Here is a 22,125-nt window from a genome sequence, read left to right on the forward strand (position 1 = left end):
ATCGTAGCGGCATTTCAGTCTCCACCGGCCTGTGTTGCGAATTCGTACAGCGTGCGGCCGCCCGGGGTGAGCTCGAGCCGCCGCACGATCGCTGCATGGCGGGTCAAGGCGCGCTCGAATTGCTCGCCGTCATAGCCATCGAAGATGTCGCGCCTCAATCGCAGCATGCGCTGGATCATCGGGTCGGACTTCGGAACGAACTCGATCACGCCGCGGGGTGCCAGTCCGACGAGCCAATCCAGCACCGACGGCAGCGGAATGTTCCGGCCGATCGCGAGATGGTGCACGATCGCGAGCGCGATGACGGCGTCCGCGCGGCTGCGCGAATGCAGCCCCGAACGCTCGGTCTCCGCCCAGCCCTGACCGGGGCTTGGATTTGCGGCATCGCTGAACAGCGGGAGAAAGTCCAGATTGTCCGCGGTCGCACGCGCCACCGCAACGTCGAGCGCATTGAGATCGGCGTCGAACCCGATCACGGACCGGACCCCGTTTTGCAAAAGCGCTTGCGAATACCGACCGGTGTTGCAGCCGATGTCCCACGCGCAGGCCAGCGTATTGTTCTGCGCGAAGCAACTGACGAATTTCTCCTTCCTGCTTTCCTCGGTGTCGGAATACGAAAGATTGCCGCGCTCATATTGCTGCCATTCGGTCGGTCCGACGTCTTTCGGCGCGAGATTGGAGATCCAGCGCCGCAACCGGCGCAACATCATCTGAAGCGCGGCTTTGGGCAGCGGCTTTGGCTGACGTGAGGGCTGATCCGGCTCGCGGCGTGCCCGTCGCTGAAAACGGTCCGGAAGCGTGATGTTGGTCAGGACGTCCGGGGAGAGCCACCGTTTGGGCCATCCGATCAGTGCGGCCATGTCGGCGGTCGGAATGCCTTCCAGCGCGCCCCAGTACCAGGCGTTGTGGGCGACGCCGAGCAGCGCGCGCATCAGCAAGGGGTTCGCGAACTGCTCGACGAACTGCCGGTGGCCGTCCCAATAGTCGCCGTCCCGGTACGGCACGAATGAAGAAATGTCGATGAAGACCGGCCGGATTCCGATGAACTGAATATTGTACGCGGTCGCATCCGACAGCGTCAGTCCGAAATCGAGCGCGAGCAGATGGACATCGAGGTGGAGCAGTGCGGCGCGCTTGAGCAACTCGAACGGCCATTCATATGGATAGGAGATGAACGGGACGCGCGGATGCTCCAGGACTTTCAGTCGATCCGATTCGGCATGGATCAGAGTCTGCGTCGCCTCGTCGGAGCTTGCCTCCTCCGCGGCGACGATCCATCCTCTTTCCATCAGCGCGTCGTAGGCGCCCGACGATTTCAGCAGCAGGAAGTTGCGATATGCTTCGTCGTCGACCGCGCGAAAAACTCGGCCAGCATGGGTGAAGACGTAGCCTGAGGGATCGCGGAACGATCCGGGATCACGCATCGCGGTCCGGTATGGATCTGCTGGTGGCGACGTCCGGCGACGATTTCGAGCGCCGGAAGAAATCCATCACCCGCTTTCCGTACGCTCGAATGGCGATCAGGCCGCCGGCAATGCCGGCAAGCAGCGCCTGTACGGCGAAGGCGCCGCTCCCCGGATCCAGATAGGCATAGGCGCTGGTCGGCATCAGCACGGCGATTCCGGCCAGCACCGCCACAGTCATTCCCGGAGAGGTCTTGTTCATTTTCCACACGCCGTAGACGATAGTCGCGGGTCGCACATGCCGCCTATTGGTCTTTTGCACCATCCACCTACGCGCGTAAACGGAAATCCGCTCTATTCCACCGGTCGTCGACGGCCTGTCTGCCGTTGCGGTGCGGTGCGCACGGCCGTGCCTCAGCGCCGCGGATGCGCGCTGGCATAGACCTCCAGCAGCCGCTCGGAATCGATCCCGGTATAGACCTGCGTCGTCGACAGCGAGGAATGGCCGAGCAATTCCTGGATGGCGCGCAAGTCCCCGCCGCGCGAGAGCAGGTGCGTGGCGAAGGAATGGCGCAGCGCGTGCGGCGTGGCGCTGTCCGGCAGCCCGAGCGCACCGCGCAGCCGCTCCATCGCGAGCTGGATGATGCGCGGGCTCAAGGGACCGCCGCGTGCGCCGACGAAGATCGGCCCTTCCGCCGGCAGCGGATAGGGGCACATCGAAACGTATTCCTGCACCAGCTCCAGCACGTTTTGCAGCACCGGCACCATGCGGGTCTTGTTGCCCTTGCCGGTCACGACCAGCACGTCGCCCTCGCCGGGACGCGGCACCTCGCGGCGCTTCAGGGAGAGCGCTTCGGAGATGCGCAGCCCCGATCCGTACAAGAGCGCCATCACTGCGGCATCGCGCGCCAGGATCCAGGTCTCGCGTTCCTCGCCGGCACGCTCGTCGGCATCGGCAAGACGCTTTGCGGATGCCATCGGCAGGGGTTTTGGCAAGCTCTTCGCCACCTTCGGCGCGCGGATCGCCGACAATGCGCCGACCTTGCCCTTGCCCTCGCGCTCCAAGAAACGTCCGAACGAGCGCAGGCCCGCCAGCGCACGCATCAGGCTGCGGCCGGCAATGTCGTCGGCCCGGCGCATCGCCATGAAGGCGCGCACGTCGGTCGCCTCCAGCGCGTTGAAGCGCTTGAGCGTGACGCGCTCGCCCCAATGATTGCTGAGGAAATCCAGGCACTGCCGCAAGTCGCGGCCATAGGCCTCCAGCGTCTTCGGCGACAGCCGCCGCTCGGCGCCGAGATGCGCCAGCCAGCGCGCCATCTCCTGCGCGATCGAGGGATCGGCGCTGGCGAGCTCGATGTGTGGGGCGGCCGCTTTGCTCATGCGCTCTGGACGTGGTGATTCCGCACAGTATATCGCATCACACCAGTTTACTGTTCGCTAAGGCCGCCGCGCGGCGCTAGCCTCAAGGCCTCAAGGTTCCGATTCTCAGCTCATGGACCAATCGTCGCGCAGCAACACCGCCCCCGCCACCCGCATGGTCGACGTGCTGGTGCCGGTCGCGCTCGACCAGACCTATTCCTACAAGGTGCCGCGCGGCATGGAGCTGAAAGCGGGCGATCTCGTCGGTGTGCCGCTCGGTCCGCGCGAGGTGCTGGCCGTGGTCTGGGGCGAGAATGCCAATCCCGATCCGCGCCTGCACAACCGCCTCAAGGAGGTCAGCGAGAAACTCGACGTCCCGCCGCTCAAGCCGGAGCTGCGCTCGGTGGTGGACTGGGTCGCCAATTACACGCTGAGCCCGCGCGGCATGGTGCTGCGCATGTGCCTGCGCATGGGCGAAAATCTCGGCCCGGAGCGGGTGCGCGCCGGCGTGCGCCTGACCGGCGATCCGCCGAAGCGTCTGACGCCGGCGCGGGCGCGCGTCATCGCGGTGCTGTCGGACCGGCTGCTGCACGGCAAGTCCGAGGCGGCCAGGGAGGCCGGTGTCTCCTCGGGCGTGATCGACGGCCTCGTCGATGAAGGCACGCTCACGGTGGAGCCGATGCCGCCGCCGCCTCCGCCGCCGGCGCCCGATCCGGAATTCGGCCGGCCGGACTTCTCGCCGCTCCAGCGTGCCGGTGTGGATGCGATGCGCGCGCTTGCGGCCAACGGCACCTTCCATGTCGCGCTGCTCGACGGCGTCACCGGCTCAGGCAAGACCGAGGTCTATTTCGAAGCCGTCGCCGAGGTGGTCCGCCGCGGCAAGCAGGCACTGATCCTGATGCCGGAGATCGCGCTCACCGGCCAGTTCCTCGACCGTTTCGCGCAGCGCTTTGGCGTGCGGCCGATCGAATGGCATTCGGAGCTGACGCCGCGCACCCGCGCGCGCAATTGGGCCGCGATCTCCGAAGGCTCGGCGCCGGTCGTGGTCGGGGCGCGCTCGGCGCTGTTTCTCCCTTACGCCAATCTCGGCCTCATCGTCGTCGATGAGGAGCACGACCAGGCCTACAAGCAGGACGACGGCGTGCATTACCATGCCCGCGACATGGCGGTGGTGCGCGGGCATATCGCGAAAATTCCGGTCGTGCTGGCCTCCGCCACGCCGTCGGTGGAATCCGAGGTCAATGCGCGCAAGAACCGCTATCAGCGCATCGCGCTGCCCTCGCGCTTCGGCGGCCAGCACATGCCGCATATCGAGGCCATCGACCTGCGCCGCGAGCCGCCCGCGCGCGGCCGCTTCATCTCGCCGCGGCTTGCCGGCGAGATCCGAACCGCGATCGAGCGGCGCGAGCAGGCGCTGCTCTTCCTCAATCGCCGCGGCTATGCGCCGCTGACCTTGTGCCGTGCCTGCGGCCACCGCTTTGCCTGCACCATCTGCGATGCCTGGCTGGTCGATCACCGCTTTCGCCAGCGCCTGGTCTGCCACCATTGCGGCTTCTCGATGCCGCGTCCGCATATCTGCCCGAACTGCTCGGCCGAGGAATCGCTGGTTGCGGTCGGCCCCGGCGTCGAGCGCCTGCAGGAGGAGGCCGCCGCGCTGTTCCCGGACGCGCGCACCATGGTGCTGTCGAGCGATCTCATCACCTCGATCGAGACGATGCGAAGCGAGCTCGCTGAAATCGCGGAGGGCCGCGTCGACATCATCATCGGCACGCAGCTCGTGGCGAAAGGCCACAACTTTCCGCGGCTCAATCTGGTCGGCGTGGTCGATGCCGATCTTGGCCTCTCCAACGGCGATCCGCGCGCGGCGGAGCGGACCTGGCAATTGCTCAACCAGGTGATCGGCCGCGCCGGCCGCGAGCAGGGCCGCGGCGTCGGCTATCTGCAGACCCACCAGCCCGATCATCCCGTGATGCGGGCCTTGATCGCCTGCGACCGCGAGGCCTTCTACGACGGCGAGATCGAGCTGCGCGAGAAGACGCTCTATCCGCCGTTCGGCCGGCTCGCCAGCCTGATCATCTCCGCCGGCGACCGCCCGGGCGCCGAAGGCTTTGGCCGCAAGCTCGTCGCGCTCGCGCCGCGCGACGAGCGCGTCGTCGTGCTCGGCCCCGCCGAAGCGCCGCTCGCCGTCATCAAGGGCCGCTACCGCTTCCGCATCCTGGTGAAATCGGCGCGCGGTTTCGACCTGTCGGACTATTTGCGCAGCTGGCTCGCGGTCTGCCCGAAGCCGACAGGCAATCTGAAGCTCGAAGTGGACGTCGATCCGCAGAGCTTTTTGTAGTGGCTATTCCCCACTCTCTCCACGTCATTGCGAGGAGCCCTTGCGACGAAGCAATCCAGAGTCTTTCCGCGGAAAGATTCTGGATTGCTTCGCTGCGCTCGCAATGACGGGACGTAAAAAAGCCCGCGGTCCCCCAAGACCGCGGGCTTGTTTTCATGCGCGCATCAAACTGATGAAAAGTGCGCGGGTAGGCGGCTCGTCGCGCCTTTAGGAGACGACCTCCGCGGTGACGCGGCCGACGCCGGCACCGGTGAGGCCGATGGCGCGGGCTGCACCCGTGGAGAGGTCGAGGACACGGCCGCGAATGAACGGGCCGCGGTCGTTGATGGTGACGATCACGCTCTGGCCGCGGTGGGTGACGCGCAGCTTGGTGCCGAACGGCAGCGAACGGTGCGCCGCGGTCATGGCGTTCTGGTTGAAGCGCTGGCCCGAGGCGGTCCGGCTGCCGGACTCGTTGCCGTAATAGGAGGCCACGCCGGAGAAGCTGTGGCCGGTGCCGGAGGTCGGCGTCATCGACGCATTGGCATTGCGCCAATCGGAGGTCGCGTTGGCCTCGGTCTGGGCGTGGTGGCGGTGGTGATGCCGGTGATGCCGGGATTTGGCGGAAGCTTCGGTGGCAGTTCCACCGACGATCAGAGTTGCGGCGACGAAAGCAATCGCCGTGCGCGGCCGGGTCACAAAGCCCAGCGTCTTCAAAGACAGCATTTAATGGTCCCTAAGCTAGTATTGCCACATTTGTGGCAAGTGGAGCCCCCATCAGTTTGTGAGCGGGTTGGCGTTTCGATTCCTAATGAGGCGTGAATTGGGCAGTAAATCCGGTATGTGTCGTCATGAAATATCTTGTTACCGCCGCGCGATATTCGGCCGATGTTCCGAAATCTTCGGCTTTAACGATTTATTAACCTACCGATTACTTACAAATACTGTAAAGCGAAGTCATCGCCGCCAGCGTTTAGAATTCAATAAGTATTCGGCGCGTGGAACTCGCTGGGGCGGATTCACGCCTCAGCGATCCGTGTTCATGGCGGCTATGCGCTGGGGGCAGGAACCAATGGAGGGCGCGGCGGCAGGGCCGGCGCCAATTTCCGTGAGCTGGGAGGCCGCCGCCTCGGCCGGCCCCTCGGCGCGCGATGTGTCGCGCGGCTGCGACGAACTGGCGACAGAACCTCATGCCTTTAATTTGGCGTCATGTTGCACCTGCGCGCCTGCTATGTTAGCAAAGCCGCGATTTTAACGAGCCCGGCACCTCCCGTGCTGGTCGAAAATCGAAGTCCCGCTTGAATTCCAAGGGCTTGGATCGCTAGGCGCCGCTTCGTGGCGACGGTTTTTCCCTTGCGAGTTTGACAGCAAAAAGAGCGCGTCTGTGGCTGCAGAAGATACGTCCGTTTCCGGTGTGTCCGGCCGTTATGCAACGGCCTTGTTTGAACTGGCCCGCGACCAGAATTTGGTCGACGCGGTCAAAGCCGATCTCGACAAATTCGAGGCCCTGCTGAACGAGAGCGCCGATCTGAAGCGCCTCGTCCGTAGCCCGGTGTTCGCGGCCGATGCCCAGTCCAGGGCCCTCTCGGCCGTGCTGGACAAGGCGGGCATCGCCGGCATCGCCGCCAACTTCCTGAAAGTGCTGACGGCCAACCGCCGCCTGTTCGCGGTGGCCGACGTCATTCGCGCCTACCGCGCGCTCGTCGCCAAGTTCAAGGGCGAGACGACGGCCGACGTCACCGTGGCGGAAGCGCTCTCGGACAAGAATCTCGATGCCCTCAAGGTCGCCCTGAAATCGGTGACCGGCAAGGATGTCGCGCTGAACGTGAAGATTGATCCTTCGATCATCGGTGGCCTCGTCGTCAAGCTGGGCAGCCGCATGGTGGATGGTTCGCTTCGCACCAAACTCAATTCGATCAAGCACGCGATGAAAGAGGCAGGCTGATGGACATCCGCGCCGCGGAAATTTCCGCGATCCTCAAGGACCAGATCAAGAATTTCGGCCAGGAAGCTGAAGTCTCCGAAGTCGGACAGGTGCTGTCCGTCGGCGACGGTATCGCCCGCGTCTACGGTCTGGACAACGTCCAAGCCGGCGAAATGGTCGAGTTCGAGAACGGCACCCGCGGCATGGCGCTGAACCTCGAGACCGACAACGTCGGTGTCGTTATTTTCGGTGCCGACCGCGAAATCAAGGAAGGCCAGACCGTCAAGCGCACCCGCGCCATCGTGGACGCGCCGGTCGGCAAGGGTCTGCTCGGCCGCGTCGTCGACGCGCTCGGCAATCCGATCGACGGCAAGGGCCCGATCCAGGCCGACAAGCGCATGCGCGTCGACGTCAAGGCGCCCGGCATCATTCCGCGCAAGTCGGTGAACGAGCCGATGGCGACCGGCCTCAAGGCGATCGACGCCCTGATCCCGATCGGCCGCGGCCAGCGCGAGCTGATCATCGGCGACCGTCAGACCGGCAAGACCGCGATCGCGCTCGACACCATCCTGAACCAAAAGCCGCTCAACGCGCAGCCGGACGAGAACATCAAGCTGTACTGCGTCTACGTCGCGGTCGGTCAGAAGCGTTCGACCGTCGCGCAGTTCGTGAAGGTGCTGGAAGAGCAGGGCGCGCTCGAATATTCGATCGTCGTCGCGGCCACCGCCTCGGATCCGGCGCCGATGCAGTACATCGCGCCCTTCACCGGCTGCACCATGGGCGAGTACTTCCGCGACAACGGCATGCACGCGGTCATCATCTATGACGACCTGTCCAAGCAGGCCGTCGCCTACCGCCAGATGTCGCTGCTTCTGCGCCGCCCGCCGGGCCGCGAAGCCTATCCGGGCGACGTGTTCTATCTGCACTCCCGCCTGCTCGAGCGCGCGGCGAAGCTGAACAAGGACCAGGGCTCGGGCTCGCTGACGGCGCTGCCGGTCATCGAAACCCAGGCCAACGACGTGTCGGCCTACATCCCGACCAACGTCATCTCGATCACCGACGGCCAGATCTTCCTGGAAACCGACCTGTTCTTCCAGGGCATCCGTCCTGCCGTGAACGTCGGTCTGTCGGTGTCGCGCGTGGGTTCGTCCGCGCAGACCAAGGCCACCAAGAAGGTCGCCGGCAAGATCAAGGGTGAGCTCGCGCAGTACCGCGAAATGGCGGCGTTCGCGCAGTTCGGCTCCGACCTCGACGCCTCGACCCAGCGCCTGCTCAACCGCGGTTCGCGCCTCACCGAGCTCCTGAAGCAGCCGCAGTTCTCGCCGCTGAAGATGGAAGAGCAGGTCTGCGTGATCTGGGCCGGCACCAACGGCTATCTCGATCCGCTCCCGCTCAACAAGGTGCGCGCGTTCGAGGACGGCCTGCTCTCGCTGCTGCGCGGCAAGCACGCCGACATCCTCAACTCGATCCGCGACAGCCGCGACCTCTCCGACGACACCGCCGGCAAGCTGAAGTCGGTGGTCGAAGGCTTTGCGAAGAGCTTCGCTTAACCACATGTATGGCCGGATCGTCCGGCCATGACCGCTTCGCGAGAGGCAAATCAATAAGAAGCATGCCCGGCGCCCGGCCGGGCATTGCGGTAGGGACAGGCTAGCGGTCCGACGCTTCAGTCGAACCGCCGGGGTGAACGAAGAATGGCGTCACTTAAAGACATGCGCGTCCGCATCGCCTCCACCAAGGCGACGCAAAAGATCACCAAGGCGATGCAGATGGTCGCGGCCTCCAAGCTGCGCCGCGCGCAGACCGCGGCGGAAGCCGCGCGTCCCTATGCCGAAAAGATGAGCGCGGTGATCTCCAACATCGCCAGCGCCGCGGCGGGCTCGCCCGGCGCGCCGGCGCTGCTGGCCGGCACCGGCCGCGATCAGGTTCACCTGCTGTTGGTCTGCACCGGCGAGCGCGGCCTGTCCGGCGCTTTCAACTCCTCTATCGTGCGTCTCGCCCGCGAACGCGCTCTGGCGCTGGCTGCGCAGGGCAAGGAAGTGAAATTCTTCTGCGTCGGCCGTAAGGGCTACGAGCAGCTCCGCCGCCTGTTCGACAAGCAGATCGTCGAGCATCTCGACCTGCGCAGCGTGCGTCAGCTCGGCTTCGTCAACGCCGAGGACATCGCCAAGAAGGTGCTGGCGCGGTTCGACAACGGCGAGTTCGACGTCTGCACGCTGTTCTACTCGCAGTTCAAGTCGGTGATCGCACAGGTCCCGACCGCCCAGCAGATCATCCCGCTGGTCGTCGAGGAAGGCGGTGCGAACGCCAGCGCGACCTCCTACGAATATGAGCCGGAGGAGGACGAGATCCTCACGCGCCTGTTGCCGCGCAATCTCGCGGTGCAGATCTTCCGCGCCCTGCTCGAGAACAACGCTTCGTTCTACGGCGCGCAGATGTCGGCGATGGACAACGCCACCCGCAACGCCGGCGAAATGATCCGCAAGCAGACGCTGGTCTACAACCGCACGCGTCAGGCTCAGATCACCAAGGAACTCATCGAAATCATCTCCGGCGCAGAAGCAGTCTGACCGGACACGAAATTCGGATCGAAGGAGACAGTAAATGGCTACAGCAGCCACACAGATCGGTCGCGTTACCCAGGTCATGGGCGCCGTCGTCGACGTGCAGTTCGAAGGCCACCTGCCGGCCATTCTCAACTCGCTGGAGACCAAGAACGGCAACAACCGCCTGGTGCTGGAAGTCGCGCAGCATCTCGGCGAGTCGACCGTCCGCACGATCGCGATGGACGCCACCGAAGGTCTGGTGCGCGGCCAGGAAGTGACCGACACCGGTCAGCCGATCTCGGTTCCCGTGGGTGACGGTACGCTCGGCCGCATCATGAACGTCATCGGCGAGCCGATCGACGAGGCCGGCCCGATCAAGTCGGAAGGCATCCGCGCCATCCACCAGGAAGCGCCGACCTATACCGACCAGTCGACCGAAGCCGAAATTCTCGTCACCGGCATCAAGGTCGTCGATCTGCTCGCTCCGTATGCGAAGGGCGGCAAGATCGGCCTGTTCGGCGGCGCCGGCGTCGGCAAGACCGTGCTGATTCAGGAGCTGATCAACAACGTCGCGAAGGCGCACGGTGGTTACTCCGTGTTCGCCGGCGTCGGCGAGCGTACCCGCGAGGGCAACGACCTCTATCACGAGTTCATCGAGTCCAAGGTCAACGCCGATCCGCACAATCCGGATCCGAGCGTGAAGTCGAAGTGCGCTCTCGTGTTCGGTCAGATGAACGAGCCGCCGGGCGCCCGCGCCCGCGTCGGCCTGACCGGCCTGACTGTCGCCGAGCACTTCCGCGACCAGGGCCAGGACGTGCTGTTCTTCGTCGACAACATCTTCCGCTTCACGCAAGCGGGTTCGGAAGTGTCGGCGCTGCTCGGCCGCATTCCCTCGGCGGTGGGTTATCAGCCGACGCTCGCCACCGACATGGGCGCGCTGCAGGAGCGCATCACCACGACGCAGAAGGGTTCGATCACCTCGGTGCAGGCGATCTACGTGCCGGCCGACGACTTGACCGACCCGGCGCCCGCGACCTCGTTCGCGCACTTGGACGCCACCACGGTGCTGTCGCGCGCGATCTCGGAGAAGGGCATCTATCCGGCGGTGGACCCGCTCGACTCGACCTCGCGCATGCTCTCCCCGCTCGTCGTCGGCGAGGAGCACTACGCCGTCGCCCGTCAGGTCCAGCAGGTGCTGCAGCGCTACAAGTCGCTCCAGGACATCATCGCCATTCTCGGCATGGACGAGCTTTCGGAAGAGGACAAGCTGACGGTGGCCCGCGCCCGCAAGATCGAGCGCTTCCTGTCGCAGCCGTTCCACGTCGCCGAAATCTTCACGGGTTCGCCCGGCAAGTTCGTCGACCTAGCCGACACCATCAAGGGCTTCAAGGGCCTGGTGGACGGCAAGTACGACCACCTGCCGGAAGCGGCCTTCTACATGGTCGGCACCATCGAAGAAGCCGTCGAGAAGGGCAAGAAGCTGGCGGCGGAAGCTGCCTAAGAGGCGAACGGCGAATGGGAGTAGCGAATACAAGCTGCTCCCGACCGCCACTCGCTATTCGCCACTCGCTACTCGCAGGTTTCTCATGGCCACCTTCCATTTCGATCTCGTCTCTCCGGAAAAGCTCGCCTTCTCGGGCGAGGTCGATCAGGTCGACATTCCCGGCGTCGAGGGTGACTTCGGCGTGCTGGCAGGGCATGCGCCGGTCGTGGCTGCGATCCGGCCCGGCATCCTCACCATCACCAGCGGTGGCAGGCACGAGAAGGTCATCGTGCTCGGCGGCCTCGCCGAGGTGTCCGAGAGGGGCCTGACCGTGCTCGCCGACGTCGCGACCTCGCTGGATGAGCTCGATCGTGCCCAGTTCGCCGAGACGATCGCGGAGATGGAAGAGAATCTGAAGGAGCATGAAGGCGGCGAGCTCGATCAGGCCATCGAGCGACTGGATCACTTCAAGAGCATCCAGCACCAGCTCAACTCCACGGCTATGCACTAAGCCCCGGGGCACCGCTCCGGGGCTCGGGTAAGACATTCCTGCAAAGGAATTCCTGAACAAGTTCAGCGCTCGTCACGACCGTGGCGGGCGCTGAAACTTTGTTGCACCGCGCCGGAGATGGCGGCATTCTGCGCCCCGCGGATTTGTTCCGGGGGCCGGTGGCAGATGAAACGCAAGATCGCAGCGATTTTCGCAGCCGATATTGCCGGGTATTCGAGGCTGGTCGCGGAAGACGAAGAGGAGACGCTGCGGCGTCTCGCCTCCTATCGCGAGGTCGTCGACGATTTCATCGCCAAGGCCGGCGGGCGCATCTTCAACACGGCGGGCGATGCCGTGCTCGCGGAGTTTCCGAGCGCGGTGGATGCGGTGCGCTGTGCGATCGACATCCAGGAAAGCTTGCGAACCCGCAACATGGCCTATCCGCCGAGCCGGCAGATGTCGTTCCGCATCGGCATCACCATCGGCGACGTCGTCGAACGCGACGGCGATCTGTTGGGCGACGGCGTCAACATCGCCGCGCGCCTGGAGGGCCTCGCCGAGGTCGGCGGCATCTGCGTCTCCCGCGCGGTGCATGAGCAGGTCGCCAACAAGCTGTCGGTGCAGTTCGCCGATATCGGCGCGCAGGAGGTCAAGAACATCCCGACGCCGGTGCACGCCTATCTGGTGGCGATGCGGCGCGAGGACGGCAGCTATGCCAAGCCGCAGCTGAAGACGGCGGCTTCCAAGGCGGCCGCGGCACCGGTGTGGATGTGGCCGCTGGTGGTCGCCGTCGTCTCGATCGTCGCCATCGTCGTCACCGGCTTTCTCTACAACACCAAGCTCAAGCAGACCGCGAGTGCCGCGGCGCCGGCCGTGACGGCCAATGCGGCGCCGAGCCCAACGCCGGCTGCGGCGGCGGCGACGCCGAGCCCGATGCTGACCCAAATGGCAAAGGCGCCGATGGCTCCGATGGCTCCGTCTAACGCCGGCGCCGCGATGGCCCCGATGCCTGCGCCGTCACCATCGGCATCGCCGATGACAGGCAAGCTTGCTGCCGACAGCGTACCCTTCATCAACGAGCGCGTGCGCAGCTTCCTCGCTGGCGATTATGCGAGCTCCGGCGATTACAAGGCCTTCGCACTCAATGTCGGCGGCTTCACCGGCTCGTCGCTGAATCATGCAAGCGAGGAGGCTGCGCGAAGCGCCGCGCTGGAGCAGTGCCAGAAGCGCGCCGACGCCGCGCAATCGCCGCGGCGCTGCGAGCTCTACGCCGTCGGCAACACGATCGTTTACACGCACGGCAAGCCGCCGATGCCGCCGCCCTATGTCAGGCATGATGCGATGATCGAGCGGCCGTTCGCCTCGAAGGATTTTCCGATCGTACGCGAGCCGCAAAAAGTCCGGCTCGAGAACATGTTCGTGCCGGCGGCGAAGTCCCGCTCGGTGGCACTCAGTCCGGGCGGGCAATATTTCATGGTGCTGGGCGCATCATCAGCCGACGACGCGGCGAAGCGCTCGCTGGAATCGTGCGGCGCAATCGCCGGCGTGCCCTGCATGGTCGTTGCGGTTGACGATAATTTCGTCGTGCCGATCCCGACCCTGTTCAGGATCACCGGCTTCTTCAACGCCGCCTCCAATTCCTCGATCGTGGCCGAAGCGCGCGGCGAGGTCGTCCGCAAGCTCGGTGACGCCACGGGCTGGAACGCCGTCGCCGTCGGCACGTCCGGCCGCGCCGGCCTCGGCCTCAAAGCCGCCGACGAGCAGACCGCCGTCAATTCCGCGCTCGCCGACTGCGCCAAGCGCGACAGCGACTGCCACGTCATCGCCATCGGCCCATTCACGGTCGGCCCGATCAATTAGCGATGAGGCCCCGACTGGTGCGCTGGCAGAGGCGCCCCTTTATGCGTCCATCCCGGCAAAATAACCTAACGATTTCAACCCCATCTCTACTGTGCATGGGGTTGTTTTCGAAAGTTCAGCTCGCGAGGTGGGCAAACTCTCGCGCCACGGCCTGATAGACCTCGCGGCGGAACGGCACCACGAGGTCGGCGACACGGTCGAGGCGCTCCCAGCGCCAGGCATCGAACTCGGCAGGCTGTCCGTTGCGCGGCGTCAGCGGATCGATCTCGTCGTCGTGGCCGGTGAAGCGCAGCGCGAACCATTTCTGGCGCTGGCCGCGAAACTTTGCGAGGCGATGCGTCTGCGGTCCATCGTAAGGCGGGAATTCATAGGTGAACCAGTCGGTCTCGCCGAGATAGTCGGCGCTGACGACGTTGGTCTCCTCCCAGAGCTCGCGCAGCGCCGCATCGCGCAGGTTCTCGCCCTCGTCGACGCCGCCCTGCGGCATCTGCCAGTCGAGCCCCGGAAGGATGATCTCGGGCCCGTCGCCCTTGAAGCGATGGCCGATCAGCACATGGCCGTCCGGATTGAACAGCGCGATGCCGACGTTCGGGCGGTAGGGTTTTTCATTGTTCATCTTGTCATTCCGGGGTGCGCGGAGCGCGAGCTCTGGTGCGCAGTTGCGCACCTGAGAATCCATAACCACAGGCGGTGGACGGTTGGAAGCTCGTGGTGATATCCGGCCCACCACTCCCGTCCGGGGTTATGGACCCCCGCCCCGGTGCGCAATTGCGCACTAGGCGGGGGTGACGAGCGGAGTGCTGGGATGAAGCTCGCTATCCCTCCGCCAGCGCAGAAAATTCCTGCACCACGCGCTCATAGACCGGGCGCTTGAACGGGATGATCAGCTCAGGGAGATTCTTCATCGACTCCCAGCGCCAGCTCACGAATTCGGCCTTGTGGCCGCCGCCGCCGGGATTCGCGACGTTGATCTCGCTGTCCTTGCCGGTGAAGCGCACCGCGTACCATTTCTGGCGCTGGCCGCGGTAACGGCCCTTCCAGGCGCGCCCGGCGACCGTGCGCGGGATGTCGTAAGTGAGCCAGTCCGGGACCTCACCGAGCCGCTCGACCGAGCGCACGCTGGTCTCCTCGTAGAGCTCGCGCTTGGCCGCCTCCCAGGTGTCCTCGCCGGGATCGACCCCGCCTTGCGGCATCTGCCAGACATGGGTGTCGTCGACATGCTCGATGCCGCCGGCGCGGCGGCCGATGAACACCAGTCCCTTTGGATTGATCAGCATCACACCGACACAGGTCCGGTAGGGCAGATCCTCGTAACGCGCCATTCCGCCAGACCTCTTGCCTGCATTTTTGGAAGGCATGCCGGCCCCGCGAGACCCGTGCCGAACCAATTCGTTGATTTAGCTGGATTTTGATTTCAGCATCGCGGTTGTCAATGGCACCAAAAGGATACCTCGGTCGCCCAGGGTCTTGGTCCAGGCGCTGATGCGCTCGATCGAGACGGGCAGGGCGGAGGCCGTGCCGACGGCGATGCCGCGCTCGCGCGCCGTCGATTCCAGCTTGTTGAGGGCGCGGTCGATCTCGGTCGCCGTCGGCACCGCATCGATGGCGATATCGCCCTTGCCGAACGGCACGGCCTGGTTGGCCGCCGCCTGGGGCGCGATGCTGCGGGGCGAGGAGCCGTCGTCGAAGAAGCCGAGGCCGCGCTTGGCCGCCTCGCGGATGATCGGCTGCATCGCCGGCTCGGTCGCAATGAAGCGGGCGCCCATGAAATTGGTGAGGCCGGCATAGCCCTGCATCCGGCTGAGGTGCCAGTACAGGCGGTCCATGTTCTGGTCGGGGCTGAGCGAGGTCAGCAGCGTCTGCGGCCCCGGATCGTTGTCGGGGAAGTCGTAGGGCTCCATCGGGATCTGGAGGAAAATCTCGTGGCGCTTCGCCCGCGCCCGTTCGGCGAGTTTGCCGGGGTCTGATCCGTAGGGCGTGAAGGCCAGCGTCACCGCCGGCGGCAGCTTCATGATGGCATCGGTGGTTTTTGCGGCGCCGACGCCGAGGCCGCCGATCACGATCGCGACCACAGGCATCTTGGCAGCCTTGGCACGGTCGGCATCGGCCGCATAGACGGTGAACGGCCTCAGCCCGTCGGCCACCACCGGGATCATGCCGTAGCGTGATTTCTCCAGCAGCTTCGGATTGATCCCGGCCATGACGGGCGGCGGGCCGGATGCCGCCTCGCCCTTGTCGGCAGCATCGCCTGCGCCGATCACCACGTCGTGGCGGGCGCCGGTGGACCCGTCGATCATGGTGATGGTCTTCTGCTCGCCGGGCGCGGCCTGCTTCGGCGCTTCCTTGGTCTCGTGCTTGGCGTCCGGCTTGCTCTCGGCGCCGTGGCCGGACGCGGCCGGCTTCTCGTCCGTGGCACTGGGAGCGCGGATCGCGAGCCTGGCCATCGGCTCGCCGCCGAGCGGATCCTTGTTGAAGATGGCGAAGCCGGCAAAGCTAATCAGGAACAGGCCGAGCAGGACGGCCACTAGCTGCAGGGCGGTGAACGGCAGCCGCAGCCGGCGTTTCCGGCGCGGCTTGTCCTGTCCGAGCGGGGCGCTCAGATCGTCGGCCGTCTCAGTCATGCGCGATCCCGAATCACTCGTGCCGACGATACCACGCCGCGGTCAAGCGGCGGCAGGCCGGGAGAGGCCGGGGACGACGGGAGTTCCAAGCAAAAAGGGCGGCTTCAGGAAGCCGCCCTTTCGTGGGATCGCGCGTGACGCCGACTTAGTTCGCCGCTTTGGGCTTGTCGGTCGTGGCCTTGTTGTCGTTGCCCGGGGTCGGCGCGGCCGAGGCGCTGTTCTTGATGCCGTGGAGCAGGTCGCCGGCGAGCTTGAGCGCCTTGTCGTCCTTGGCGTCCGGCGGGACATAGGACTGCGAGCCGGTCTTCTCGTCGCCGTCGTTCTTCAGATGGCCGCGCAGCGAAGCCTCGCCCTTGGTGTCGGTGCGCGACTTCAATTCGTCAGGCACGTCCTGCAGCACTTCGATGTCGGGCACGATGCCCTTGGCCTGGATCGACTTGCCCGACGGCGTGTAATAGCGCGCCGTGGTCAGCCGCAGCGCGCCGTTGCCCGAGCCGAGCGGAATGATGGTCTGCACCGAGCCCTTGCCGAACGAGCGCGTACCGACGATCGTCGCGCGCTTGTGGTCCTGCAGCGCGCCGGCGACGATTTCCGACGCCGAGGCCGAGCCGCCGTTGACCAGCACGATGACAGGCTTGCCTTTGGTCAGGTCGCCCGCATGCGCGGTGCGGCGCTGGGTCTCCTCGGCATTGCGGCCGCGGGTCGAGACGATCTCGCCCTTCTCGAGGAAGGAGTCCGAGACGGTGACCGCTTCCTCGAGCAGGCCGCCCGGATTGTTGCGGAGGTCGATGATGAAGCCCTTGAGCTTGTCGCCGCCGATCTGGTTCGTGAGGTTACCGACCTCGCGCTTCAGGCCTTCGGTGGTCTGCTCGTTGAAGGTGGTGATGCGGATATAGCCGATGTCATCCTGCTCGACGCGCGCGCGCACCGAGCGGACGCGGATGTTGTCGCGCACCAGCGTCACGTCGAGCGGATTGTCCTGGCCCTTGCGGATGATCTTGAGCTTGATCTTGGTGTTGACGGGGCCGCGCATCTTCTCGACCGCCTGGTTCAGGGTCAGGCCCTGCACCGCCTCGTCGTCGAGATTGGTGATGATGTCGTTGGCCATGATGCCGGCGCGCGACGCGGGCGTGTCGTCGATCGGCGAGACCACCTTGATCAGGCCGTCTTCCATCGTGACCTCGATGCCGAGGCCGCCGAACTCGCCGCGGGTCTGCACCTGCATGTCGCGGAAGCTCTTGGCGTCCATGTAGCTCGAATGCGGATCGAGGCCGGTGAGCATGCCGCTGATGGCGGATTCGATCAGCTTGGTGTCATCGGGCTTCTCGACATAATCGGAGCGCACGCGCTCGAAGACGTCGCCGAACAGATTGAGCTGGCGATAGGTGTCCGCGGTGGCGGCTCGCGCGCTGGAGCCCATGAACACCGCGCGCGGCTGGGTCACGAACAGCGTCAGCGCCGCACCGGTGGCGGCGCTGAGGAGGATTACTGAAGTCTTGCGCATCATCCGCGAACCTTCTCGCCTTCATTTGCGGCCCACCATGGGCCTGGATCGATTGGAGTGCCGTCTTTACGGAACTCGACATACAGCACAGGTTGACTCGCGTTCGTGGCGAGAATGGAGGCGACCTGAGAGGTCGACCCCATCGTCGCGACCGGCTCCCCCGTGAGCACAAACTGCCCGATGTTGACCGAAATGCGCTCCATCCCGGCGATCAGGACATGATACCCGCCCCCGGCATTGAGGATCAAGAGTTGTCCATAGCTGCGGAATGGGCCGGCATACACAACCCAGCCATCACACGGCGTCGTGACCTGGGCGCCGGGCTTGGTCGCCAGCGAAATGCCCTTCTGGACGCCGCCGGCCCCGTCGGAACCGCCAAAATCCCTGATCTTGTTACCGTTAACCGGAAACGGCAGGAGACCCCTGGCCGAGGCGAAGGCGATCGCCGGGGTGGTGCGGGACTTGTCCTTGAACGCGCCCGGGCCCTGTTTGGCGCTGGCAGCCGCCTTGGCCTCGGCCTGCCTTGCGGCCTCGGCGGCTTTCTCGGCCGCCTTGGCGGCGCTTTGCAGGTCCTGCTCCATCTTGGCGATCAACCCCTGGAGATCGCCGACCTGCCTTGACAGCGCGATCGCGCGCGCGCCCTCGGCGTCGAGGTCTTTTTCGCGTGCGGACTGCTGGCGCTGCCGTTCCTCGATCAGGGCGGTGAGCCGGGTCTGGTCGCTCCTGACCTTGTCGCGGTCGGAGGCGAGCTGATCGCGCTCGGTGGCGATGGTCCTGCGCAAGGCCACAAGCTCGCCGAGCTCGCCCGCGATTCTTTCGGCGCGGCCGCGCAATTCCGGCACGACGGCACCGAGCAGCATCGCGGTGCGCAGTGATTGCAGCGCATCTTCGGGCCGCACCAGCAGCGCCGGCGGCGTGCGCCGGCCGGCGCGCTGCAAGGCCCCCAGCACCTCGACGATGTCGGCGCGGCGCGAATCCAGCGAAGCGCGCATCTGTTGCTCGCGGCCGTTCAGCGCGCGCAGCCGCGCCTCGGCCTCGTCGATCTTGGTCTCGACAGTGCGCACATTGGCGGCGGTTTCGATCAGCTGCTGATTGAGCTGGGTGCGGTCCTGGCCGAGCGCGGTGATCTCGCCCTTGAGCTTGGCCTGCGCTTCTTCCGCGCTTCGTTGCCTCGCGCGCGCGGCCTCCAGCTCCTGCTCGCGCTGCTTGATCGCATCGGGCGAGACCGCCGCGGTCTGCGGCGGCGGCGCAACTGTCTGACCTTGCGTCGGAGCTTGCGCGAGGCTTGTGTTCGCTTGCGCGAGGCTTGCGCCGGCGAGGCCCGTGATCAGCAGCAGGTTGAGGAGCGGCGCTCGCATCGTGTCGGCAAAGGTGCTCGTTGTGGCGCGCATCACGCGCGGTGATAGGGGTGGCCGGCCAGGATGGTGGCGGCCCGATACAGCTGTTCCAGAAGCATGACGCGGACCATTTGGTGCGGCCAGGTCGCAGAGCCGAACGCGATCGCGAGCTTGGCCTTACGGCGCAATTCGGGCGAAAGTCCGTCCGCCCCTCCGATCACGAAGAAAGTATGTCCGGCCCCCTCGTCGCGCCAGCGTCCGAGATGCCGTGCGAATACGGTGGAGTCGAGATTTTGGCCGCGCTCGTCCAGCGCCACCAGGATCGCCTTGTCAGGAATATGCGCCGAGATCGCCGCGGCCTCTTCGGCCATCCGCGTCGCGGCATCGCGCGCGCGGCTTTCGGCAACTTCATAGACACTGAGCCCGCGGAATCCGAGCTTGCCGCCGGCGTCGCAGAACCGTTCGAAATAGCGGTCGGCAAGCTCCCGTTCGGGGCCCTGCTTCAGCCGGCCCACCGCAATGACAGCAACACGCATGATTTCAGTGCCGCGTTGACAAGACCGCGCGCAACAGGCGCGCGCACGACGCTAGCATGCGCGTCAGCCGATTCGAAATCGGCAGTGAGCCTAGATCGCCTTCGCCGCCCCTGGGCCCTGCGTGTACAACCGCTCGAGGTTGTAGAACTCGCGGACCTCGGGTCTGAACACGTGCACGATCACGTCGCCGGAATCGATCAGCACCCAGTCGCAATTGGGCAAGCCCTCGACATGGATGTTCTTGATGCCGTTTTCCTTGAGGCTCTTGGTGACGTTTTCCGCGATCGCGCCGACGTGCCGGTTCACCCGGCCGGTGGTGACGATCATGTAGTCGGAGTACGCCGATTTGCCGCGAAGGTCGATTGTGACCGTCTCTTCCGCCTTCATGTCCTCGAGGCGGGAGAGGATCAGGCTCAGCGTCTTGTCGGCGTCGGGTTGCGCCTTCAAGGCCGCAGCTTTGGTCGATGTTTTACGCGTAGGCTTGGCAACCTTGGGTAAAACAGGCTTGGACAATACAGATGCGGTCAGGGACCATTCCTTTCACTGTATCGCGAACGCCGAATCCGGCGCCCACCGGTTACACTACATCATGTGGGGTTAAGGGTTTCAATATGCCAGAGAGCCCGTAGTCCACACCATGTCCGTACACTTCGTCTCACTTCGTACCTTTCCAGCTCCCATCCGGGTTCCGTAGGCCGGTCGAGGACAGGTTCAGCTTCAATCCGGTCAGGAACACCCAGGCCGGTGCCGGCCGATCTGCAAGCAGGGCCGCCTTTTTTTCGGGCAGGCGGTAGCGCGATAACGCCTGGGCTGCGGGCGAGCCGAGCGCGCGAAAACTCTGCGGCGGGCGATCGATCACCGCCATCGGCACCTGGGCGGCGATGCGCCGCCAGTCCTGCCAACGATGGAATTGAGCGAGATTGTCGGCGCCCATGATCCAGACAAAGCGCAAGCCAGGGAAGCGGCGGCGCAAGGTGTTGATCGTGTCGATAGTATAGCGGGTGCGAATGACGGATTCGAGACAGCTCACCTCGATGCGCGGATCGTCGGCGACGTCGCGCGCGGCCTGCATGCGCTCGCCGAGCTCGTGCAGCGTGCCGTTCTCCTTGAGCGGATTGCCTGGCGTGACCAGCCACCAGACGCGATCGAGCTGCAATCGCTTCAGTGCGAACTGGCTGATGGCGCGATGAGCCTGATGCGGCGGGTTGAACGAGCCGCCGAGCAGGCCGATGCGCATGCCCGGCGTCGAGGCCGGGACCGCTTGCGCCACGAAGCGCGGCACGACGAGATTGTTCCTCAATGCCCGCCCCGCGACGTCACTTACGGCCGGGTCTGCCCGGTGCCGCGAACGCGATATTTGAAGCTCGTCAATTGCTCGGCACCGACCGGGCCGCGCGCGTGGAAGCGGCCGGTGGCGATCCCGATCTCGGCGCCGAAACCGAATTCGCCGCCATCGGCAAACTGCGTCGAGGCGTTGTGCAGCACGATCGCGGAATCGACCTCGCTGAGGAATTTCTGCGCCGCAGCCTCATCCGCGCTCACGATGGCATCGGTGTGATGCGAGCCGTGGTCCTGGATGTGCGCGATCGCGCCGTCGACGCCGTCCACCACTTTCGCCGCGATGATCGCGTCGAGATATTCGGTGTCCCAATCCTCGTCGCTCGCCGGCTTGACGCGCGCATCGGTGTTCTGCACGGCCTCGTCGCCGCGCACCTCGCAGCCGGCATCGAGCAGCATCTCGACCAGCGGCTTAAGGTTCTTGCCAGCGGCAGCGCGGTCGACCAGCAGCGTCTCGGCAGCGCCGCAGACGCCGGTGCGCCGCATCTTGGCATTGAGCACGATCGACTTCGCCATGGCGAGGTCGGCGCTGGCATCGACATAGACGTGGTTGACGCCCTCGAGATGCGCGAACACAGGCACGCGCGCTTCCTGCTCGACGCGCGCGACGAGGCTTTTCCCCCCGCGCGGCACGATGACATCGATGGCGCCGCTCAGGCCCGACAGCATCATGCCGACCGCCGCGCGGTCGCGCGTCGGCACCAGCGTGATCGCAGCTTCCGGCAGGCCAGCTTCGCGCAGGCCCTGCACCAGGCAGTCATGGATCGCGCGGCACGATCGGAAACTGTCCGAGCCGCCGCGCAGGATTACGGCATTGCCTGACTTCAGGCACAGCACGCCGGCGTCGGCCGCAACGTTCGGCCGGCTCTCGAAGATCACGCCGATGACGCCGAGCGGCACGCGCACGCGCTCGATGGTCATGCCGTTCGGCCGCTGCCAGCTCTCGATGACGACGCCGATCGGATCTTTGATGCCGCGCACGATGCCGATGCCCTCGGCCATGCCCTCGATCCGCGCCGGCGTCAGCGTCAGGCGGTCGATGAAGGAGGAGGTGGCACTACCGGAGGCGCGGGCCTCCGCAACGTCCTCGGCATTGGCGGCGAGAATTTTCGCCGCGTTGGCGCGGATCGCCCGCTCCATCGCCTCCAGCGCCCGGTTCTTCTGCTCCGGCGGCGCCAGCGCCAGCACGCGCGCGGCGGCGCGGGCACGGGTTCCGAGATCGGACATCAGCGCCTGAAGATCGGCATTGCCGTCAACGGCTTTGAGGGGGGCGGCCATGGGGTCAAACCTTCTGCTAAGGCAGTGTCCTAGCACGGAAATCCAGCTTTTGCGAAGGGCGGGGAGGGTATGGCAGGGGTTCGCCCGGCGGTTGCTGTGCCTCGGTCACTGGCCTAGTCCCGTCCATGG

20 protein-coding genes are annotated in these 22,125 nt (G+C 65.5%); 7 read left to right on the forward strand and 13 right to left on the reverse strand.

All coding sequences use genetic code 11. From position 1 onward, the window contains the following. Positions 1 to 14: 14 nt before the first annotated feature. The 3 genes from N2602_RS02040 to N2602_RS02050 all read right to left on the reverse strand — a co-directional run bounded on the left by N2602_RS02040 (position 15) and on the right by N2602_RS02050 (position 2,783). Positions 15 to 1,424, reverse strand: a complete 1,410-nt coding sequence (locus N2602_RS02040; RefSeq protein WP_260381594.1) for a bifunctional 2-polyprenyl-6-hydroxyphenol methylase/3-demethylubiquinol 3-O-methyltransferase UbiG — start codon at positions 1,422 to 1,424, stop codon at positions 15 to 17. Continuing rightward, positions 1,417 to 1,665: a hypothetical protein gene (locus N2602_RS02045; RefSeq protein WP_260381595.1), complete on the reverse strand. Its 249-nt coding sequence runs from the start codon at positions 1,663 to 1,665 to the stop codon at positions 1,417 to 1,419. The genes N2602_RS02040 and N2602_RS02045 overlap by 8 nt, the downstream gene beginning before the upstream one ends. Before the next feature lie 152 nt (positions 1,666 to 1,817). After that, complete coding sequence (locus N2602_RS02050; protein ID WP_260381596.1) at positions 1,818 to 2,783, reverse strand: tyrosine recombinase XerC; 966 nt, start codon at positions 2,781 to 2,783, stop codon at positions 1,818 to 1,820. Between the two features lie 112 nt (positions 2,784 to 2,895). Between N2602_RS02050 and N2602_RS02055 the strand changes: the two genes are divergently transcribed. Further along, positions 2,896 to 5,100, forward strand: a complete 2,205-nt coding sequence (locus tag N2602_RS02055) for a primosomal protein N' (RefSeq protein ID WP_260381597.1) — start codon at positions 2,896 to 2,898, stop codon at positions 5,098 to 5,100. Positions 5,101 to 5,307: 207 nt separating this feature from the next. Here N2602_RS02055 and N2602_RS02060 read toward each other — a convergent pair whose 3' ends face one another. Beyond that, positions 5,308 to 5,805 (reverse strand): septal ring lytic transglycosylase RlpA family protein, encoded by a 498-nt coding sequence (locus N2602_RS02060; RefSeq protein ID WP_172788828.1) that lies wholly within the window; start codon positions 5,803 to 5,805, stop codon positions 5,308 to 5,310. Positions 5,806 to 6,463: 658 nt separating this feature from the next. On the opposite strand from N2602_RS02060, the gene N2602_RS02065 reads away from it, so the two are divergent. From N2602_RS02065 to N2602_RS02090, 6 genes are all read left to right on the forward strand, one after another. Then, positions 6,464 to 7,024, forward strand: a complete 561-nt coding sequence (locus N2602_RS02065) for a F0F1 ATP synthase subunit delta (RefSeq protein ID WP_172788827.1) — start codon at positions 6,464 to 6,466, stop codon at positions 7,022 to 7,024. Beyond that, complete coding sequence (atpA, locus tag N2602_RS02070) at positions 7,024 to 8,553, forward strand: F0F1 ATP synthase subunit alpha (RefSeq protein WP_172788826.1); 1,530 nt, start codon at positions 7,024 to 7,026, stop codon at positions 8,551 to 8,553. The genes N2602_RS02065 and atpA overlap by 1 nt, the downstream gene beginning before the upstream one ends. A 144-nt stretch (positions 8,554 to 8,697) precedes the next feature. Then, positions 8,698 to 9,573: a F0F1 ATP synthase subunit gamma gene (locus N2602_RS02075; RefSeq protein ID WP_172788825.1), complete on the forward strand. Its 876-nt coding sequence runs from the start codon at positions 8,698 to 8,700 to the stop codon at positions 9,571 to 9,573. Between the two features lie 34 nt (positions 9,574 to 9,607). Continuing rightward, a complete protein-coding gene (gene atpD, locus N2602_RS02080) occupies positions 9,608 to 11,050 on the forward strand; it encodes a F0F1 ATP synthase subunit beta (RefSeq protein WP_172788824.1) in 1,443 nt (480 codons plus the stop codon). 85 nt (positions 11,051 to 11,135) lie between these two features. Then, a complete protein-coding gene (locus N2602_RS02085) occupies positions 11,136 to 11,543 on the forward strand; it encodes a F0F1 ATP synthase subunit epsilon (protein WP_172788823.1) in 408 nt (135 codons plus the stop codon). A 165-nt stretch (positions 11,544 to 11,708) separates the two neighbouring features. Then, positions 11,709 to 13,382: an adenylate/guanylate cyclase domain-containing protein gene (locus N2602_RS02090; RefSeq protein ID WP_260381598.1), complete on the forward strand. Its 1,674-nt coding sequence runs from the start codon at positions 11,709 to 11,711 to the stop codon at positions 13,380 to 13,382. A 115-nt stretch (positions 13,383 to 13,497) separates the two neighbouring features. Here the strand turns inward: N2602_RS02090 and N2602_RS02095 are convergent, their stop codons facing one another. The 9 genes from N2602_RS02095 to N2602_RS02135 form a co-directional block, all read right to left on the reverse strand. Beyond that, positions 13,498 to 13,998, reverse strand: coding sequence for an RNA pyrophosphohydrolase (locus N2602_RS02095; RefSeq protein ID WP_260381599.1), 501 nt, complete (start codon positions 13,996 to 13,998; stop codon positions 13,498 to 13,500). A 199-nt stretch (positions 13,999 to 14,197) separates the two neighbouring features. Further along, positions 14,198 to 14,704 (reverse strand): RNA pyrophosphohydrolase, encoded by a 507-nt coding sequence (locus tag N2602_RS02100; protein ID WP_172788820.1) that lies wholly within the window; start codon positions 14,702 to 14,704, stop codon positions 14,198 to 14,200. Positions 14,705 to 14,779: 75 nt separating this feature from the next. Next, positions 14,780 to 16,003, reverse strand: coding sequence for a divergent polysaccharide deacetylase family protein (locus N2602_RS02105; RefSeq protein ID WP_260381600.1), 1,224 nt, complete (start codon positions 16,001 to 16,003; stop codon positions 14,780 to 14,782). 145 nt (positions 16,004 to 16,148) lie between these two features. Beyond that, positions 16,149 to 17,510, reverse strand: coding sequence for a S41 family peptidase (locus tag N2602_RS02110; RefSeq protein ID WP_172788818.1), 1,362 nt, complete (start codon positions 17,508 to 17,510; stop codon positions 16,149 to 16,151). Continuing rightward, entirely contained in the window at positions 17,507 to 18,865 is a 1,359-nt protein-coding gene (locus N2602_RS02115; protein ID WP_260381601.1) for a murein hydrolase activator EnvC, read from the reverse strand. The genes N2602_RS02110 and N2602_RS02115 overlap by 4 nt, the downstream gene beginning before the upstream one ends. A 32-nt stretch (positions 18,866 to 18,897) precedes the next feature. Then, positions 18,898 to 19,380, reverse strand: coding sequence for a 23S rRNA (pseudouridine(1915)-N(3))-methyltransferase RlmH (rlmH, locus tag N2602_RS02120; protein WP_172788816.1), 483 nt, complete (start codon positions 19,378 to 19,380; stop codon positions 18,898 to 18,900). Between the two features lie 90 nt (positions 19,381 to 19,470). Then, positions 19,471 to 19,827, reverse strand: a complete 357-nt coding sequence (gene rsfS / locus N2602_RS02125) for a ribosome silencing factor (RefSeq protein ID WP_024338888.1) — start codon at positions 19,825 to 19,827, stop codon at positions 19,471 to 19,473. 208 nt (positions 19,828 to 20,035) lie between these two features. Continuing rightward, on the reverse strand, positions 20,036 to 20,680 hold the full coding sequence (locus N2602_RS02130) for a nicotinate-nucleotide adenylyltransferase (protein ID WP_260381602.1): 645 nt from the start codon (positions 20,678 to 20,680) through the stop codon (positions 20,036 to 20,038). A gap of 20 nt (positions 20,681 to 20,700) precedes the next feature. Continuing rightward, positions 20,701 to 21,996 carry a glutamate-5-semialdehyde dehydrogenase gene (locus tag N2602_RS02135; protein WP_260381603.1) on the reverse strand — a complete coding sequence of 432 codons (1,296 nt, stop codon included), beginning with the start codon at positions 21,994 to 21,996 and terminating at the stop codon, positions 20,701 to 20,703. Between the last annotated feature and the right edge of the window lie 129 nt (positions 21,997 to 22,125).

This window comes from Bradyrhizobium sp. NC92, assembly GCF_025200865.1.
In the GTDB taxonomy this organism is placed as follows: Bacteria; Pseudomonadota; Alphaproteobacteria; order Rhizobiales; family Xanthobacteraceae; genus Bradyrhizobium.

Coding starts and splice junctions, on each gene's coding strand:
- N2602_RS02090 (WP_260381598.1), top strand. CDS start 11,709: ATGAAACGCAAGATCGCAGCGATTTTCGCAGCCGATATTGCCGGGTAT.
- N2602_RS02040 (WP_260381594.1), bottom strand. CDS start 1,424: ATGCGTGATCCCGGATCGTTCCGCGATCCCTCAGGCTACGTCTTCACC.
- N2602_RS02105 (WP_260381600.1), bottom strand. CDS start 16,003: ATGACTGAGACGGCCGACGATCTGAGCGCCCCGCTCGGACAGGACAAG.
- N2602_RS02060 (WP_172788828.1), bottom strand. CDS start 5,805: ATGCTGTCTTTGAAGACGCTGGGCTTTGTGACCCGGCCGCGCACGGCG.
- rlmH (WP_172788816.1), bottom strand. CDS start 19,380: ATGCGTGTTGCTGTCATTGCGGTGGGCCGGCTGAAGCAGGGCCCCGAA.
- N2602_RS02115 (WP_260381601.1), bottom strand. CDS start 18,865: ATGCGAGCGCCGCTCCTCAACCTGCTGCTGATCACGGGCCTCGCCGGC.
- N2602_RS02085 (WP_172788823.1), top strand. CDS start 11,136: ATGGCCACCTTCCATTTCGATCTCGTCTCTCCGGAAAAGCTCGCCTTC.
- N2602_RS02045 (WP_260381595.1), bottom strand. CDS start 1,665: ATGAACAAGACCTCTCCGGGAATGACTGTGGCGGTGCTGGCCGGAATC.
- atpD (WP_172788824.1), top strand. CDS start 9,608: ATGGCTACAGCAGCCACACAGATCGGTCGCGTTACCCAGGTCATGGGC.
- atpA (WP_172788826.1), top strand. CDS start 7,024: ATGGACATCCGCGCCGCGGAAATTTCCGCGATCCTCAAGGACCAGATC.
- N2602_RS02100 (WP_172788820.1), bottom strand. CDS start 14,704: ATGGCGCGTTACGAGGATCTGCCCTACCGGACCTGTGTCGGTGTGATG.
- N2602_RS02050 (WP_260381596.1), bottom strand. CDS start 2,783: ATGAGCAAAGCGGCCGCCCCACACATCGAGCTCGCCAGCGCCGATCCC.
- N2602_RS02095 (WP_260381599.1), bottom strand. CDS start 13,998: ATGAACAATGAAAAACCCTACCGCCCGAACGTCGGCATCGCGCTGTTC.
- N2602_RS02075 (WP_172788825.1), top strand. CDS start 8,698: ATGGCGTCACTTAAAGACATGCGCGTCCGCATCGCCTCCACCAAGGCG.
- N2602_RS02110 (WP_172788818.1), bottom strand. CDS start 17,510: ATGATGCGCAAGACTTCAGTAATCCTCCTCAGCGCCGCCACCGGTGCG.
- N2602_RS02135 (WP_260381603.1), bottom strand. CDS start 21,996: ATGGCCGCCCCCCTCAAAGCCGTTGACGGCAATGCCGATCTTCAGGCG.
- N2602_RS02055 (WP_260381597.1), top strand. CDS start 2,896: ATGGACCAATCGTCGCGCAGCAACACCGCCCCCGCCACCCGCATGGTC.